Genomic DNA, 15,527 nt, shown 5'->3' on the forward strand with positions numbered 1-15,527 from the left:
GGCGATTTTGAACAAAAAATGATTTTCCAATAACACCATTTTTCAATGTACTGTTTTATGATTGTTGCCGTTTTGGTTCACGTTTTCAAAGGAAATGCGATTATGCAACGCTCAATCTGTACCACATTGCCCCTGTGTTTGATTTTGGCTGCCTGCGGTGGTGCGCCTCGCGCCTTGCCCGACATCAGCCACGCGCGTGTGTGGCATGTAAACGATGATGCCGCGCGTGGGGTTTATGGTTCTGCCGTACCACACCATACGGCTGTTCAGCCACATCATCACACACCCATCTACACACCCAACACAGCCTACACCAAACAACCCAATCCATCGGCAGCCGCCGCATACCGTGGCAAAACCAATGACGACTTTTTGCCCTTAATCATGCAGGCTGAAAACCAATCTTCGGGATACATCAAAAACATCTTGGCAAAATCGCGTGAAATGACCTTGTTTCACAAAGAAATCATTCAAGGCGGCTGTTGGGATTATTTGGACGCGGCATGGACACGCGCTGGCGTAAACCGCAATATGCGCCAAACCGTTTACAAAAGCAGCCACGGCGGTGCATACGCCAACGTTGATGATTTGCGCGCAGGCGACTGGATTTACCATGTAAACCACAGCTACAACAACATTGAACACAGTGGCATGTTCATCGGCTGGGTGGACAAAAGCCGCAATTTGGGCTTGACATTAAGCTATGCTGGCGAAGGTCGCCAAGAACCTGCGCGTTATAAAGTGTATGATTTATCTAGCGTTTACAACATCATGCGCGCGCCAAGTTGATTTCATCAATGCAAATGGGGCAGATTTTTCATCTGCCCCATTGTCATTGTGTCGCCTAAATTATGCCATTCAGGCTGCCTGAAACACACCATTAAGCAAACGCGAGTTCGGGATTAAGTAACTTTACTCCCTCTCCCTATGGGAGAGGGCTGGGGAGAGGGTATGCTGCTCAACCAGCCCTCTCTCCAACGCTTTCCCAGAGGAAGAGAGCGCTAATTTATTGGCACATTAACAGTTACTTATCCCGAGTTCACATTAAGCAAAAATCACATATTCGCCATTGCTGTCCACGCGAATTGTGCTTTCAGGCGCATATTGCCCATTGAGCAAGGCTTTGGCGAGCGGATTTTCAATCTCCGCCTGAATCGCCCGTTTGAGCGGACGCGCCCCATACACAGGGTCAAATCCCGCCTCGGCAAGCAAATCCAAAGCCGCATTGCTGATTTCAAAATGCAGATTTTGCGCGGCAAGACGGCGTTTCAGGCTGCCCAGTTGAATCTCGGCAATGCTGCGAATGTTTGCCTGACTCAAACCGTGGAACACCACCACTTCATCAATGCGGTTAATCAATTCAGGGCGGAAATAGGCTTTCACATCGCCCATCACAGCCGCTTTCACCGCGCCATAATCGGCGGTGTCGCCCAATTCTTGAATGTGCTGGCTGCCGATGTTGCTGGTCATCACAATCACCGTGTTTTTAAAGTCCACCGTGCGCCCTTGCCCATCGGTTAATCGTCCATCATCAAGCACTTGCAGCAGAATATTGAACACATCGGGGTGGGCTTTTTCCACTTCGTCCAGCAAAATCACGCTGTATGGTTTGCGGCGAACTTGCTCGGTCAAATAGCCACCTTCTTCATAACCCACATAACCAGGGGGCGCACCGATTAAACGCGCAATGCTGTGTTTTTCCATGTATTCCGACATGTCAATGCGGATTAAATGCTCTTCGCTGTCAAACAAGAAACTTGCCAACGTTTTGCACAATTCGGTTTTGCCCACGCCAGTTGGCCCCAAAAACAGGAAACTGCCATAAGGTTTATTGGGGTCTGCCAAACCCGAACGGCTGCGGCGAATCGCATCTGCCACCGCGCGAACGGCTTCGTCTTGCCCCACCACGCGTTTGTGCAAAACTTCTTCCATGCGGAGCAATTTTTCGCGCTCGCCCTCCATCATTTTGGCAACGGGAATGCCTGTCATGCGCGACACGATTTCGGCAATTTCTTCCGCACCCACTTCGGTGCGAAACAGCTTGTTTTCGGCTTTCAGGCTGCCTGAACGTTCGGCAGATTGTAATTGCGTTTCCAGTTGCGGCAAATCGCCATATTGCAATTTGGACGCTTGTTCATAATTGCCCGCGCGTTTGGCTTGTTCAATTTTCAGTTTGATTTCATCAATTTGCTTTTTGATGTCGGCACTGCTGGTGGAGGCGGCTTTTTCCGCTTTCCAAATTTCGTCCAAATCGGCATATTCTTTTTGCAGGCTGCCGATTTCTTCATCAATCAAAGCCAAACGTTTTTTGCTCGCCTCATCCGTTTCTTTGGCAACGTGCATTTTTTCCATTTGTAATTGAATGATGCGGCGGTCAAGTTTGTCCATTGCTTCGGGTTTGGAATCGATTTCCATTTTGATGCGGCTGGCGGCTTCATCAATCAAATCAATGGCTTTATCGGGCAAGAAACGGTCGGAAATGTAGCGGTTGGACAATTCTGCCGCCGCCACAATCGCAGGGTCGGTGATGTCCACACCGTGATGGATTTCGTAACGCTCTTGCAAGCCACGCAAAATGGCGATGGTGTCTTCCACAGAAGGTTCGTTCACCAACACTTTTTGGAAACGGCGTTCCAAAGCCGCGTCTTTTTCAATGTATTGGCGGTATTCGTCCAGCGTGGTTGCGCCTATGCAATGCAATTCGCCACGCGCCAAAGCGGGTTTGAGCATATTGCCAGCGTCCATTGCGCCATCGGTTTTGCCTGCGCCCACCAGCGTGTGAATTTCATCAATGAAAATCAAGCTGTTGCCATCGTCTTGCGCCAAATCGTTTAACACGGCTTTGAGGCGTTCTTCAAATTCGCCACGGTATTTTGCGCCTGCGATTAAGGCTGCCAAATCCAACACCAGCAAGCGTTTGCCGCGCAAAGATTCTGGCACTTCGCCATTCACAATGCGTTGCGCCAAGCCTTCCACAATCGCGGTTTTGCCCACTCCTGGTTCGCCAATCAGCACGGGGTTGTTTTTGGTGCGGCGTTGCAAAACTTGAATGGCACGGCGGATTTCGTCATCGCGCCCAATCACGGGGTCAAGTTTGCCTTCGCGTGCGCGTTCGGTTAAGTCCAGCGTGTATTTTTTGAGGGCTTCGCGTTGGTCTTCGGCATTTTGTTCGTGAACGTTTTGTCCGTTGCGAATGGCTTGTATGGCTTGTTGTAAACTTTGTTCGCTCACGCCTGCGTTTTGCAACAGGCTGCCTGTATTGCCTTTTTCCAAAATCAATGCCAATGGAAACAATTCGGTGGCGATGAAGGTGTCGCCCAAACGTGTGGCGGCTTTGTCCATCAAATTGAACACGTTTTGCAATTCGCGGCTCATGTTGATTTCGCCGCCCTGCCCCGATACTTGCGGCAGCGCGTCAATGGCTGCCTGAACATCGCGTTTGATTTGCGCCACATTGCCGTTGGCTTTAACCAACAATGCACCCATGCCGCTTGTGGTGTCGTTGAGCAGCGTGTGCAAAACGTGAACGCTTTCAATGTAGGCATGGTCTTTGGCAAGGGCAAGGCTTTGCGCGTCTGCCAATGCTTGTTGGAGCTTGGTGGTGAGTTTATCGTATCGCATGTTTTTGTCCTTTGCGGATTAAGTTTTTGATAGGCACGATATAAGGCAGCTTTTGAAAAAAACAAGTGGCGTTTTGCGTATTTTTATGTTAGGAGAGAAGGACGGTTTGTTTCACGGTTGTTTTTTCATCAAAATTGTCGTTCTCCCCAAACAAAACGTGAACTCGGGATAAGTAACTGTCAATTTGCCAACCAACCCGCTCTCTCTCCCTATGGGAGAGAGTTGGAGAGAGGGGTTGTTGAACAGCATACCCTCTCCCCAGCCCTCTCCCACAGGGAGAGGGAGCAAAGTGGCTTAAATTTATCCATCACTTTTATCCCGAAATCGCGTTATCAATAAATTGAAAAAAAGGGCAGATATGAAATCTGCCCCTACCTACAAACCGAGTTTTGCAAAAGTTTCAGGCTTGTTGAGCTGAACCCTCCCCCTCTCCCACAGGGAGAGGGAGTAAAGTGACTTCAATTTACCAATGATTTTTATCCCGAACTCGCATTCACAAAAAATCCGCAAAAACGTTTTCAGGCAGCCTGAAAAGCATTTTTTGCGGATAAATCATTGCATCTTATCAAGATTTCAACAAAGGAAAACCCAAAGCCTCGCGGCTTGCCACAAATTTCTGCGCCACAATGCGGCTCAAAGTGCGAATGCGACCGATGTAAGTGGCACGTTCGGTTACGGAAATCGCGCCGCGTGCGTCCAGCAGGTTAAAGGTGTGTCCTGCTTTCAACACCAATTCATACGCGGGCAAGGCAAGCTGGGCATTTTCTTGTTCCAACAGGCGTTTGGCTTGCGCTTCGTAATCGTTGAATTGGCGCAACAGCCATTCTGCGTCTGAATATTCAAAATTGTAGGTGGATTGTTCCACTTCGTTTTGATGATACACATCGCCGTAAGTCAAATGGGTGCCTTGTGGCGTTTTCGCCCATACCAAATCATACACATTTTCAACACCTTGCAAATACATCGCCAAGCGTTCAATGCCGTAGGTGATTTCGCCCAACACGGGGGTGCAATCAATGCCGCCCACTTGTTGAAAATAGGTAAACTGGGTAACTTCCATGCCGTTGAGCCACACTTCCCAACCCAAACCCCATGCGCCCAAAGTGGGGTTTTCCCAATCGTCTTCCACAAAACGAATGTCGTGAACGGTGGGGTCTATGCCCAATTCTTTCAGGCTGCCCAAATACAAATCTTGAATATTGTCGGGCGCGGGTTTCAACGCCACTTGAAATTGATAATAATGCTGCAAACGGTTGGGGTTGTCGCCATAACGACCGTCTTTGGGGCGGCGCGATGGCTGCACATACGCCACATTCCAAGGCTCGGGACCCAATGCGCGTAAACAAGTGGACGGGTGAGAAGTGCCAGCCCCCACTTCCATGTCAAACGGTTGAATAATCGCGCAGCCTTGTGCCGCCCAATAAGTTTGTAATTTGAAAATGATTTCTTGAAAAGTCAGCATGATGTTTTCTTTGTAAAAAGTCTGGATAAAAGAAGGAACAAAAAGGCGTTTCAGGCTGCCTGAAAAGCGATAAACCGCGCCATTTTACTGGATTTTCAGGCTGCCTGAAACCTTTTCGCGCAATACAAAAAAGCACCCCAATACCTGTTACGGGATTGGGGTGCTTAAACTGACTTAGCCCAACTTCACAGATTCAGTCAGCTTTGCGACATCACTCAAGATTTAGAAGAACAAAGGTGCTGCTTGTGATGGTACAGCTTCTTCATCTTCAATTTCAACATTATGGTTGTTGTTTGCCACTTCTGTTGGTTCTACCGCAGATGTAGGTGCAAATACCTCTACTGGATTAGCAGGTTCAGTTGCTTCATTTTCATGAATTTCAACATTGTGATTGATAGCAGCAGGTGCTGGGTTAACAGCAGGTTGAGTTGCTGCTGGCGCATTCGCAGCCGTACCTTTATCAATCACGATTGGTTCAGGTTTGTCCAACACGATTGGGGCAGGTTTATCCAACTCAATCGGAGCAGGTTTGTCCATCACAATAGCAGGTTTTTGAATAACCACAGGTTCACCTGCAGCTGCTGGGGCAGCAGGCTCTGCCAATACAGGTTTGGCAGTTTCATTCACATTGGTATTCACAGCAGTGGGTGCAGTTTGAGCGCTGCTGCCACCTACCCAAGGATTTTTACCTGTTTGCGCCATTTCAATGCCATTGGCAATGTTTTGTGCAATGTCGGTGGTCAAGTTCAAATGACCTTGGATTTTTTTGCTGGAATCCACATTGCTGCCTGCATCAACCACTTGGGCGTTACCGAAGCCATTGCTGCCTTCTTGGTAAGTGATTTGACCCGCTTTGTTAATCACTTTATTGCCCACGTTCAAATCCAAGTTGTTGGCAGTGATACCAGTTTGCTTGGTGGTTTTGCTTTTCTCTACATCAACACCGATGTTCAAGTGTGCATGTACGCCACCAATGCTGCCTGCATTAATGTCATTGCTCAACGCATTCAATACACCACTTGCTTCACCTTTGTTTTGAGTGGCTGTGGTTACAGTACCCAATGCGCCAGTCATCACACCAGCAATGTCATCGCGTTGAACTTTATCACCTTTTTTGATGCTGTCTGCAATGCCTACTGCACCTTGAACGGTTTGTGCGCCTTGCAATACAGTACCACCTGCGGCAATCAGGGCATTGTTGTCAGCAGTTTGTGGGTTTTCCACTTGACTGCCCAACAATTTGGTTTCTTCAGTGGTTACTTTGGTGGTTTCAACCAAGCCGCAAGGACCACATTCTGCAGTGTGCTCAACAGTTTGTTCTGTGCTAGGTGTAAAGCCTTTACCTTTCACACCCACACCCACGCCAACATGAACAAATGTTTCATCAACCACATCTTGTTGTGCTTCAATGTTCACATTGCCGCCCACATTGCCTTTTACTTCGGGGGCAGTAATGGTGCTGCTAATCAAGTCCAAATTGTCTTTGGCATTGATGTTCACGGCTTCGGTAGCGGTAATGCTGCTGCCTGTAAAGGTTTTGTTTTTCGCCAAATCAACAGTTACGCTAGCAGAACCACCAGTAGGTTTCACTTCACCACCGTTCACATCCAAGCTCAAGCCTACGCCTACTTCCGCATTGGTTTTGTTCAAATGACCTTCCATGCTGCCAATATGAACATTACCGCCTGCATTGGTAATGCTTGCTACACCTGCTGTGATGTTGGTGCCTTTGATGGATACACCATTACCAGCAGAGTTTGCATTGATAATCACACCACCTGTTTGTGCTGTTTTACCAGGAATAACGGTTGTTTTACCAGGAACCACAGTTTCTTTACCAGGAATCACATTTACCTTACCAGGAACCACAGTTTCCTTACCAGGAATCACGTTTACTTTACCAGGAATAACTGTTGTTGTACCAGGAATAATTGTTGTAGTCGTTGCAGGTGTAGAAGGCACAACACTTGAACCATCTGCTGTCGTGTTACCAGGAGTAGTACTTGTTTCAGTATTGTCAATCTCATCCTCAGAAACAGTAATAATTTGGTCAGGTGTTGTAATAACTCGGTCAGGCTCTTTCACGATGGTGTCAGGCTCTTTCACGATGGTGTCAGGCTCTTTCACGATGGTGTCAGGCTCTTTCACGATGGTGTCAGGCTCTTTCACGATGGTGTCAGGTGTGCTGGTCATGCCGCCTTTACCAATAATCACGTTGGCAGAGTTGGATACTTCATCTTCTTTTTTCACACCCACATTCACACCAAAGTTTGCACCCGTCATTTGTGAACCAATTTCAGTAAATTCAGTCGTTTGGGTGTTTTCAACCAATACCAAACGTGGTGGTTCACAGTAGCTGTCGTGTACCAAGTGTTGTTCGGTTGTTGTGGTGGTTTGGGTTGTGGTGGTTTCAGTCAAAGCAGAGCTTGCACCCAAAGAAACACCCACATTCACACCGTTTTCTTGACGGGTATTGGTCAAGCCGTTGCTTTCCACAACTTTGCCTTCCAATTTAACCAAGTTTTCGGCTACCAAGTTTGCACCATCAACGTGCACTTTACCGTTTTCGGCAGTTGCCACAATGTCTTTACCTGCGGTAATGGTGCCTGCGCTGCCTACTGTGGATTCTTTGTCGCCCACGTTCACGCCCACATTCAGGCTGCCTTTTGGTGCCACTGCGCCAGAAACGTGTACTTTCGCACCCACGCTCAAACCAACATCCACTTTGGTGCCGTTGGATTCAGCCGTGTCTTTGGATTGTGTGAAGGTTACACCGTTTGCTGCGTTGATGTTCACGTTTTCTTTGGCTGCCACGTTAGAAGCAATCGCTGCGGTGTCGCCTGCATTGATGTTCACGTTGTTGGCAGCAATATTGCCTTTAACTGCTTGGCTGGATTTGCCATGTTCATCGGCATAGTTCACGCCAATTTTGGCATCAACATCAAATGTTTGACCATCATTGGTAGAAACCGCCACACCAATAGACGCGCCACCTTGTTTAGAATCAATAGATTGGGTGTTTTTCGCTGCTTGGTTGTCGTATTTTTGTGCGCTGATGTTCAAATCGCCTTGGGCATTGTAGTTGGTTGCCACATCGGTGATGTTGTTTTCGGCTTTCAAGTTCACATTGTTGGCTTCAACGCTGCCCACAACAGCAGTGGTGCTGGTGGTTTGCGCTTTGCCGCCTTGACCGTAAATGTTGCCTTGAACGGTTACACGTTTGGCTGTGTCAATGCTTGCGCCAATACCAATGCCACCTTCGTGTTTTACCACGTCCACGTTAGAGCTGTTTTGTGCGGCATTGTTGGTGATGTTTTTCGCAGTTTGGTTCACATCGCCTTTGGCATTGATTTTGGTGCCTTCGTGCAAGATGTTTTCGGTTGCGCTTACATCAACGTTACCACCTGCGGTAATGCCAGACACTTGTGCTGTGGTGTTGGTGGTTGTGGTGTCTGCAAATTTGCTGGATACACCTGCGCTCACGCCCACTTTTGGCGCACCGCCGTTGTAAGATGCGGTTGCAGTAATGCCGATGTCGGTTACGCGGTTTTTCTCGTTGGTAACGGTGGTGTCTTTGGCTGCCACAACAGAAACATTGCTTGCGCTTACGCTTACGTTGTTTTCAGCATTAACTTGGCTGCCTACCACTTTTACTTTGTCTTTGGCGGTCAAGCTTACGTCTTTACCTGCTACGCTGCTGCCTGTATTAACCACGCTGTCGGTTTTGGTGGTGCTGTTGGTAATCACCAAGCCCAAACCGATAGAAGCTGAACCGTCTTTCAGGCTGGCTGAAGGCGTTGCTTTACCTTTGATGGAGAATTCTTTTTGTGTGCTGCTGTTTTTGGCTTGAGCTGCGGCAATGTTCAGGCTGCCTGCGGTTTCAATGCCCAATTTTTCAGCGGCTTTCAAGCTAGAACCCACCACATTGATGTTTTTCTGAGCCACCACTTTCAAATCAGCGTCAGATTGCAACACAGTGCCAGTGATGTTTTGAGTGTGGCTGCTGCTTTGGGTTTTGCTCTTCGTGATGTTGAAAATGGTACCTGTGCGGTTGCTGCTTACTTCAACGTCATTGGCAGTTGCGTGTTTCACATTCACTTCTGCGGCATTCACAAATGCGCCTGTTTTGCCTTTAACGGTACCGCCAGACACATTCACAGCGTCTTTCGCACCCAACAATACGCTGCCACCTGCTACAATGGAAGTGCCGTGCAAGGTTTCTTTGTGGCTGTTACCAGAGCCGTCTTGACCGCCACCGATACCGCCCCAGTATTTCAATTTGTCATCAACAGAAGTGTTGTTGGCGGTTTTTTGTGCGCCCAAATTCATGGTTGCGGCATTGCCCACCACGCTGCCACCCACTTTAACGGTGGTTGCTTGGGTATTCAAAGTTTTGCCTGTTACCAAGCCCAAATCGCCACCCACGGTAATTTGTGTGCCGATTTGTTTGGCGGTGCTTTCTTGTTTGTCGCTGTAACCTGTTTTCAGTTTAGCGGTTTCATTTTTGAAATCAACATGTTCGTGAACAGAATCCACTTCGTTCACGCCAAAGCTGCTGATGCTTTCTTTACCTGTCAATTTCGCATCGCCGCCCACGTTCAACACAGCCGCTTTCAAAGTCAAGTTTTGTGCTGCGTCAATGACTGCGCCGCCTTTAACATTGATTTTGGTGTTGTGTACGGTTGCATCGCTGGAAACGGTTTTGCTGTTGTTGAACCACAAACCTTTAGAACGGTTGTAGCTGTGGTCTACGGCTTCAACGGTGGTGTACACATCGGTTGCCACGTTTTGAGCAGACACATTCAGGTTGCCTGCTTCAATGTTTGCGCCATACAGGTTCACATCACCTGTGTTTTCCAAGTTCAATGCGCCTTTTGCATTGATGTTGCTGGCTGCAAAACTTTCGGTTTTGGTGTTACCGAATTTATTGGCTTTTACGTTGCCAGATTCGGTGTTGTTGTAGTTGTAGTTGTCGGTTTTGGTGGTTTTCAAACCGTCAATGGTAGTGGTTTTGGCAGCCACAGTGATGTCGTTACCGCTTACTTTTGAAGCAATCACTTTCACATCGCCAGCCGCTTTAACGTTCAAATCGCTGTCGGCTTGAATGTTTGCACCGTCAAAAGTTTGGGTCGCGCGGCTGTCTGTACCGTGAATGCGGATAGAACCTGCACGCATTGCACCAAATACTTGACCGTCCAACACAGGCGCGTTGTTGGCTTGTGCCAATTTTTCAATTTTGTCGTCAGCATAGCCTACTTTGTTTGCGCCAGTAACCATGTTGATTTTGCCAGCGTTCAAGTTAGCAGATTTGGACACCACCACTTTTGGTGCAACCAAATCCACCACGCTGTTGCCGCTCATGGTGCCGTTTACGCGCAATTCTTGTTGTTCGCCATTTGCACCAACGGTGAAGGCTTTCAGGCTGCCACCTTGAATGTCGGGACGACCCACAACCAAAGAAGCACGAGACGCATTCAGAATGCTGCCACCGTTGTAAGTAATGCCATTGGGGTTAGCCAACACATAGTCGGCAGCCATACCAAAAATCTCTTGTTGACCCAAAATCAACGAAGGATTTTTGCTCACAACTTCATTCAAGATGACAGAAGCGGCTTTGCCTTGCAAGTTTTTGTTGGCAGCCAAATTGCCAGCCAATTCAGATTTACCAGCAGCAACGGCATTGTTCAACACCGCGCCTTCTTTGGCAACGTTGAATTTGTTAAATTGGTTGTGTGATAAGCCTTGTTCGTTGGCTTTAACGATGTTTACCACATCAACTTTATTTTGTTGGAATACTTGTGCGCCGCCTTTTACTGCTTCAATGTTGGCAACAGCTTGCTTGGCAGTATGTGCATGATGAGATGCAGCAAGTTTGGCTTGATAAGCAGCTGCACGTTGTGCCATTACAGCATCGCTGGGCGCAGCAACAGCCACTTGACCGATGAATGCCAAGCTCAAAGCAACTGCCATTTTGCCAGTTGCGGATAATTTGGGTTGATATTGTTCTGGTTTCATAATCTGAATCCTTAAATTGAGTTATTACAAATTGAAATAGCGTTTGCCACTTCATCAATATTTGATGATGTTAAGTGTTACGAAAATCAAAGCAACGCCCATTCCGACTCAAACCAATCTTTTCACTTTGCGACACATATCACACCACCTGACAAAAAACGACAAATTGAGTTTAACACACTGATTTAAAATAAAATAAATCAATAAAAAATACCAAGCCCATGACAACACCACCAACCATCATGACGCAAAATTGCATACTCCCAAAGGTCAAAATGCCACTTTTTGTCAGCCCAAATCATTTGACTTAACTCAAATTTACAAACAAATCTCCATCGCCATTATTCATAAACATCAAAACAAATAAATGCTCTTGATTCACCCTGCCAAAAAAACGTCAGTTCACACCCATCGCCCTGCCAAAAAACAAAAAGCGACAGAAAAAGACTGTCGCTTTTTGTTTTTCAGGCTGCCTGAAACGTCTTTACCCATCAAAATGAGAATCGTGCCGAGGCGGTAACTTGCTCTTGGCGAATCGTGTTTTTGCTGCCTGTGGTACGCGCATAGCCACGCGCCACGTCAAATGACACATTCCACCTGCCATATTGCGCCACATTCACGCCCAAGCTCACACCTGCGGCTTTTTGCCAGCCTTGTTCGTCTTTAACCGCGCCCACGTCTGCACCGATAAATGGCTCAACATAAATTTTGGGCGACACATTGCGGCGGAATGTAACCGTGTTGTTCAAATAAGCACCGCGATTGGCGTTGAGCGACAAATTGCGAAAACCGCGTACGCTGCTGCGCCCCACCACATCAAATTGCTTGGCGGAATACAATTCGTTTTTGCCATATTCGGCTGACAAATTGTGTCGATTGCCCACCACCCAGTTGCCCAAACGTCTGTTTTGAATCAAGTTTGTATTGAGTGCCAATTTGGTGTAGGTTTTGTCAAATGGGGTGCTTTCTACGCTTTTGGCGCGACCGCGTTCCACGTTCACATCGTTCATCAACACGCCTGTGGCTAAAATTTTGGTGTGCGATGCGCCCAGTTGTGCGGAAGTCAATTTGGGGCTTTGGATTTTCAGCCCTGCACCGCCCCAAGTGGCACTTTGTGAAATGTAATCCACCCCACCATATAAGGATAAAATGTGTTTTTGCCCACGCGATACCACTCGTTCGGCTTTTGCGCCTGCTGCGCCCGATTTGCTGCGATAGGCTAAATCCAAGCCGCTTTCGGGCAAATGGGTAATGCTTTGGCTGCGTGATGCGCTGGCGTAGGCACTCATCGTCCACGCGCCGTAAGGCAGGCTGTAAAAGGCGTTTGCGCTGCGGCTGTAATGGCGATTGCCGTGGCGCAAATTGCTGGACGCACCAATATATAAGCTATCGGACAAACCCAAAGGGCTGTCAATTGCCAAATTGACGCGGGCTACGACTTGATTGGGTTTGCTGCCTTTGTTGTCTATGGTCAGGCTGCCTGAAACGGGATTGCCTGCTTCGTTTTGCAATTCTACCGTGGCGGTGCCATCGCTGTGGGGGTAGATGTCCATGCTGACATTGTTGCCGCCCAATTTGTTGGCTTGTTCAATGCCTTGGTCAAGGTATTTGATGTTTAAAGGGCGACCTTTGTGCTTGGGAAACAAGGTGTTCACGTTCACGCGGCGGCTTTTGCCTTTGATTTCACGAATGCGCCCTTCTTTGACATTGATTTTTAAAACGCGGTCTTCGGTGTTTTCAAAATCAATTTGCGTGTGGGGGTAGCCTGCTGCCAAATAAGCCGAAATCAAGTCGCGGTTAAATTGATTGATGCTGACATCATTGACGCATTTTGGCAGTTTTGCCTGCCATTTTGACGCATTCAAATAGCTGATGCCGTTGAGCTGCACCGATTCGTAATCAACGCAAGATTGTTGCGTGTGGTCGGTGTTTTCAGGCTGCTTTGGGGGATTTGGGCTGTCTGAAACGTTATTTTGTTGCTGTTCTTGCAATTTCCAAGCGGCATCTTCACGGCGTTTGTTTTCCAGTTCGTGAATTTTGTCCAAATTGTCGCGCAAATCTTCGTCAATTTGTCGCACGGGGCGTTCGGGCAAGGGCAAATCTGCCGCATAAGCGGGTAAACTGGCAACCGTTGAAGCCACAATTGCCGAAATCAGAGTGTGTTTTTTTAGAGACATGGCATAAAAATTTCTTATTTTTGTCAAATTACATTTTCAGGCAGCATTGACTTTACCATTTCAATACTGTCCAAAACCAATTGGTATTTGCCATTTTACAGCATTTTATGTACCGAGCCGAATTAAAGTAATAACTCGTATCACCTGCATTCACGCACGATACTGAGCACAAAATCAAATACCCAACCAATATCATTACAACTATTTTTGAAAGACCATTATGACATCACATACTTATATGGCAGTCGCCCTCGCCGCCGATTTACATTACGCTGAACAGGTTCAAACTTTAATCAAGTCCATTTGCTATCGCCATCAAAACGTGCGCTTTTATTTGTTTAACAAAGAATACCCTTTGGAATGGTTTCACAGCTTAAACGCGCAACTCAATCAAATCAACTGTGAAATTTTGGACGCGAAAATCACCTACGATTGGTTAAATCACTACCACACCTTGCCCCATGTTACCGAAGCAACCTTTTATCGCTACATGCTGCCGCAATTACCCGATAGCCGCGTGTTGTATTTGGATTGCGATATGGTGGTGGACAGCAATATGCTGCCTGAATTGTATCTGTTGAATTTGCAAGGCAATTTTTTGGCAGCCGCACCTGATATGTTTCTGAATCACGTTGGCACGCATTGGTACAAAGAATTTCCCAATATGAAACCCTATTTCAACGCAGGCTTGCTGCTGGTGGACAACGACAAATGGCGCGAACACAACGCCCAACACGATTTATTTAACTTAACCAGCAGCTACAATGTGCAATATGCCGACCAAGATATTTTGAACATTTATTTTCAAAACAAATGGTTGCAACTGAATCCTGCCTACAATTACCAAACGGGTGCCATTCGCAATTTGCGTGAACACAAATTGTTTGGTTGGGCAGAAAAAGCCGTTGAATTACAAGCACAAGCGCAAATCATTCACTACACCACAGCGCATAAACCGTGGCAAATCACCCCAACAGGCGAGGAAGACGTGCCATTGCGCCAACGTTATTGGCATTATCAACGCATGCAGTGGTCAGACATCATTGCCCGTCATCACAACCCAACAAATTGATTGGCAAACTGTTCAGGCAGCCTGAATTGCTTTTTTCAGGCTGCCTTTCATTACCCCACTCAATAAAGTTTTTGCCTTCGGCGACTTACTTTTTAAAAAAGTAAGCCAAATAAATCAATGCTCAACAATTTGTGCCTCAACAACATTTTCGGGCTGCCTGAAAGCACCAAAACACCGTTTAAAAAATAAAATAGATGTATATCGGGGTATTTGGCTTGCTTTTTTAAAAAAGTAAGTCGCCCACGCAGCGACAGAGCGCACTTTATTTTTGTAGTTCAATGAAAAGCAGTCTGAAAATTTTTGCCCACCAAGCGCGTAAAATTACGCAAAGTTTCATCATTTGTGTATAATAACCGCATTTTTTAGCTAGGGATTGAAGCCCTATTAACACAGTTTATAAAGGAACGGTTTTATGTCCACAAAAAATCAAAACAATGCTTCAAATGAACAAGACCAAACACAACGTGTCGGTTTGTGGGTTGGATTGGGCGTGGCAGCCTTAACCGCGCTGGGCGTTTTGGGCTTGGCATTTTACATCAATTATCAAGAAGGCAAGCCCAATCAAGAACAAAGCATTGCCAACAGCGCAAGCATCAACGGCTCACAGCAGCCTGAAATTTTGAGCAGCGTGCCTGCCACCGAAGCTCAAGCCGCCAGCTTGGCAGTTGCCAATTCCGACCAGCAAATCAATGGCATGACCGCCCCTGCCGAAGAAAACGATGACGACACCCACGCCGCCTCCGATGTGGCAATCGCGGCATCACAAATTCAGGCAGCCAGCCAAGTGGCATCTGCCCCTGCCGCCCCCAGCCCAGCACAAACCATCTTGGCAAACGAAACCGCAGCCAGCCAAACCCAAGTGATTGAAGAAAATGGCGTGGTCAAATTCACTTTCGCCACAGGCAAATCAGACGTTGCCGCCAACACTTTGCAAGCCTTAAATGGCGTGGTTGATGGCGTGAAAAACGGTCAAAAAGCCGTGATTTTGAGCTACGCAGGCGTGGAAGCCAACGAACGCTTGGCAAAAGAACGCGCTTTTGCCGTACGCAGCGTGTTGCTGGCGGCTGGCGTACCTGAAAGCAGCATTGAAATCAAAGAACCCTCCACCGCCGACAACGACAGCCGCCGCGTGGAAGTGGTTTTGCAATAATCGCATATTCACTTTATTTTTGGCTGCCTG

7 protein-coding genes are annotated in these 15,527 nt (G+C 47.4%); 3 read left to right on the top strand and 4 right to left on the bottom strand.

Features of this window, described 5'->3' with window-relative positions:
* Nucleotides 1-102 precede the first annotated feature (102 nt).
* The gene (locus H3L97_RS11635) at nt 103-789 is read left to right on the top strand and encodes a hypothetical protein (protein WP_179655825.1); all 687 of its coding nucleotides are present in this window, start codon (nt 103-105) and stop codon (nt 787-789) included.
* 255 nt (nt 790-1,044) lie between these two features.
* On the opposite strand, the gene clpB is transcribed toward H3L97_RS11635, so the two are convergent.
* The 4 genes from clpB to H3L97_RS11655 form a co-directional block, all read right to left on the bottom strand.
* Entirely contained in the window at nt 1,045-3,621 is a 2,577-nt protein-coding gene (gene clpB, locus H3L97_RS11640) for an ATP-dependent chaperone ClpB (RefSeq protein WP_097114269.1), read from the bottom strand.
* A gap of 565 nt (nt 3,622-4,186) precedes the next feature.
* Nucleotides 4,187-5,083: a glycine--tRNA ligase subunit alpha gene (gene glyQ, locus H3L97_RS11645; protein ID WP_097114270.1), complete on the bottom strand. Its 897-nt coding sequence runs from the start codon at nt 5,081-5,083 to the stop codon at nt 4,187-4,189.
* Nucleotides 5,084-5,305: 222 nt separating this feature from the next.
* Nucleotides 5,306-11,098, bottom strand: a complete 5,793-nt coding sequence (locus tag H3L97_RS11650; RefSeq protein WP_097114271.1) for a hemagglutinin repeat-containing protein — start codon at nt 11,096-11,098, stop codon at nt 5,306-5,308.
* Nucleotides 11,099-11,589: 491 nt separating this feature from the next.
* Nucleotides 11,590-13,275 (bottom strand): ShlB/FhaC/HecB family hemolysin secretion/activation protein, encoded by a 1,686-nt coding sequence (locus H3L97_RS11655; RefSeq protein ID WP_097114272.1) that lies wholly within the window; start codon nt 13,273-13,275, stop codon nt 11,590-11,592.
* 220 nt (nt 13,276-13,495) lie between these two features.
* On the opposite strand from H3L97_RS11655, the gene H3L97_RS11660 reads away from it, so the two are divergent.
* Nucleotides 13,496-14,347, top strand: a complete 852-nt coding sequence (locus H3L97_RS11660) for a glycosyltransferase family 8 protein (protein WP_097114273.1) — start codon at nt 13,496-13,498, stop codon at nt 14,345-14,347.
* Nucleotides 14,348-14,759: 412 nt separating this feature from the next.
* Nucleotides 14,760-15,497: an OmpA family protein gene (locus H3L97_RS11665; RefSeq protein ID WP_097114274.1), complete on the top strand. Its 738-nt coding sequence runs from the start codon at nt 14,760-14,762 to the stop codon at nt 15,495-15,497.
* Nucleotides 15,498-15,527: the final 30 nt, after the last annotated feature.

Source organism: Alysiella filiformis (genome assembly GCF_014054525.1).
Taxonomy (GTDB): domain Bacteria; phylum Pseudomonadota; class Gammaproteobacteria; order Burkholderiales; family Neisseriaceae; genus Simonsiella; species Simonsiella filiformis.

Bases quoted from the DNA above. Each gene is read 5' to 3' on its own strand.
- H3L97_RS11635 (WP_179655825.1), top strand. From the start codon at position 103: ATGCAACGCTCAATCTGTACCACATTGCCCCTGTGTTTGATTTTGGCT.
- clpB (WP_097114269.1), bottom strand. From the start codon at position 3,621: ATGCGATACGATAAACTCACCACCAAGCTCCAACAAGCATTGGCAGAC.
- glyQ (WP_097114270.1), bottom strand. From the start codon at position 5,083: ATGCTGACTTTTCAAGAAATCATTTTCAAATTACAAACTTATTGGGCG.
- H3L97_RS11650 (WP_097114271.1), bottom strand. From the start codon at position 11,098: ATGAAACCAGAACAATATCAACCCAAATTATCCGCAACTGGCAAAATG.
- H3L97_RS11655 (WP_097114272.1), bottom strand. From the start codon at position 13,275: ATGTCTCTAAAAAAACACACTCTGATTTCGGCAATTGTGGCTTCAACG.
- H3L97_RS11660 (WP_097114273.1), top strand. From the start codon at position 13,496: ATGACATCACATACTTATATGGCAGTCGCCCTCGCCGCCGATTTACAT.
- H3L97_RS11665 (WP_097114274.1), top strand. From the start codon at position 14,760: ATGTCCACAAAAAATCAAAACAATGCTTCAAATGAACAAGACCAAACA.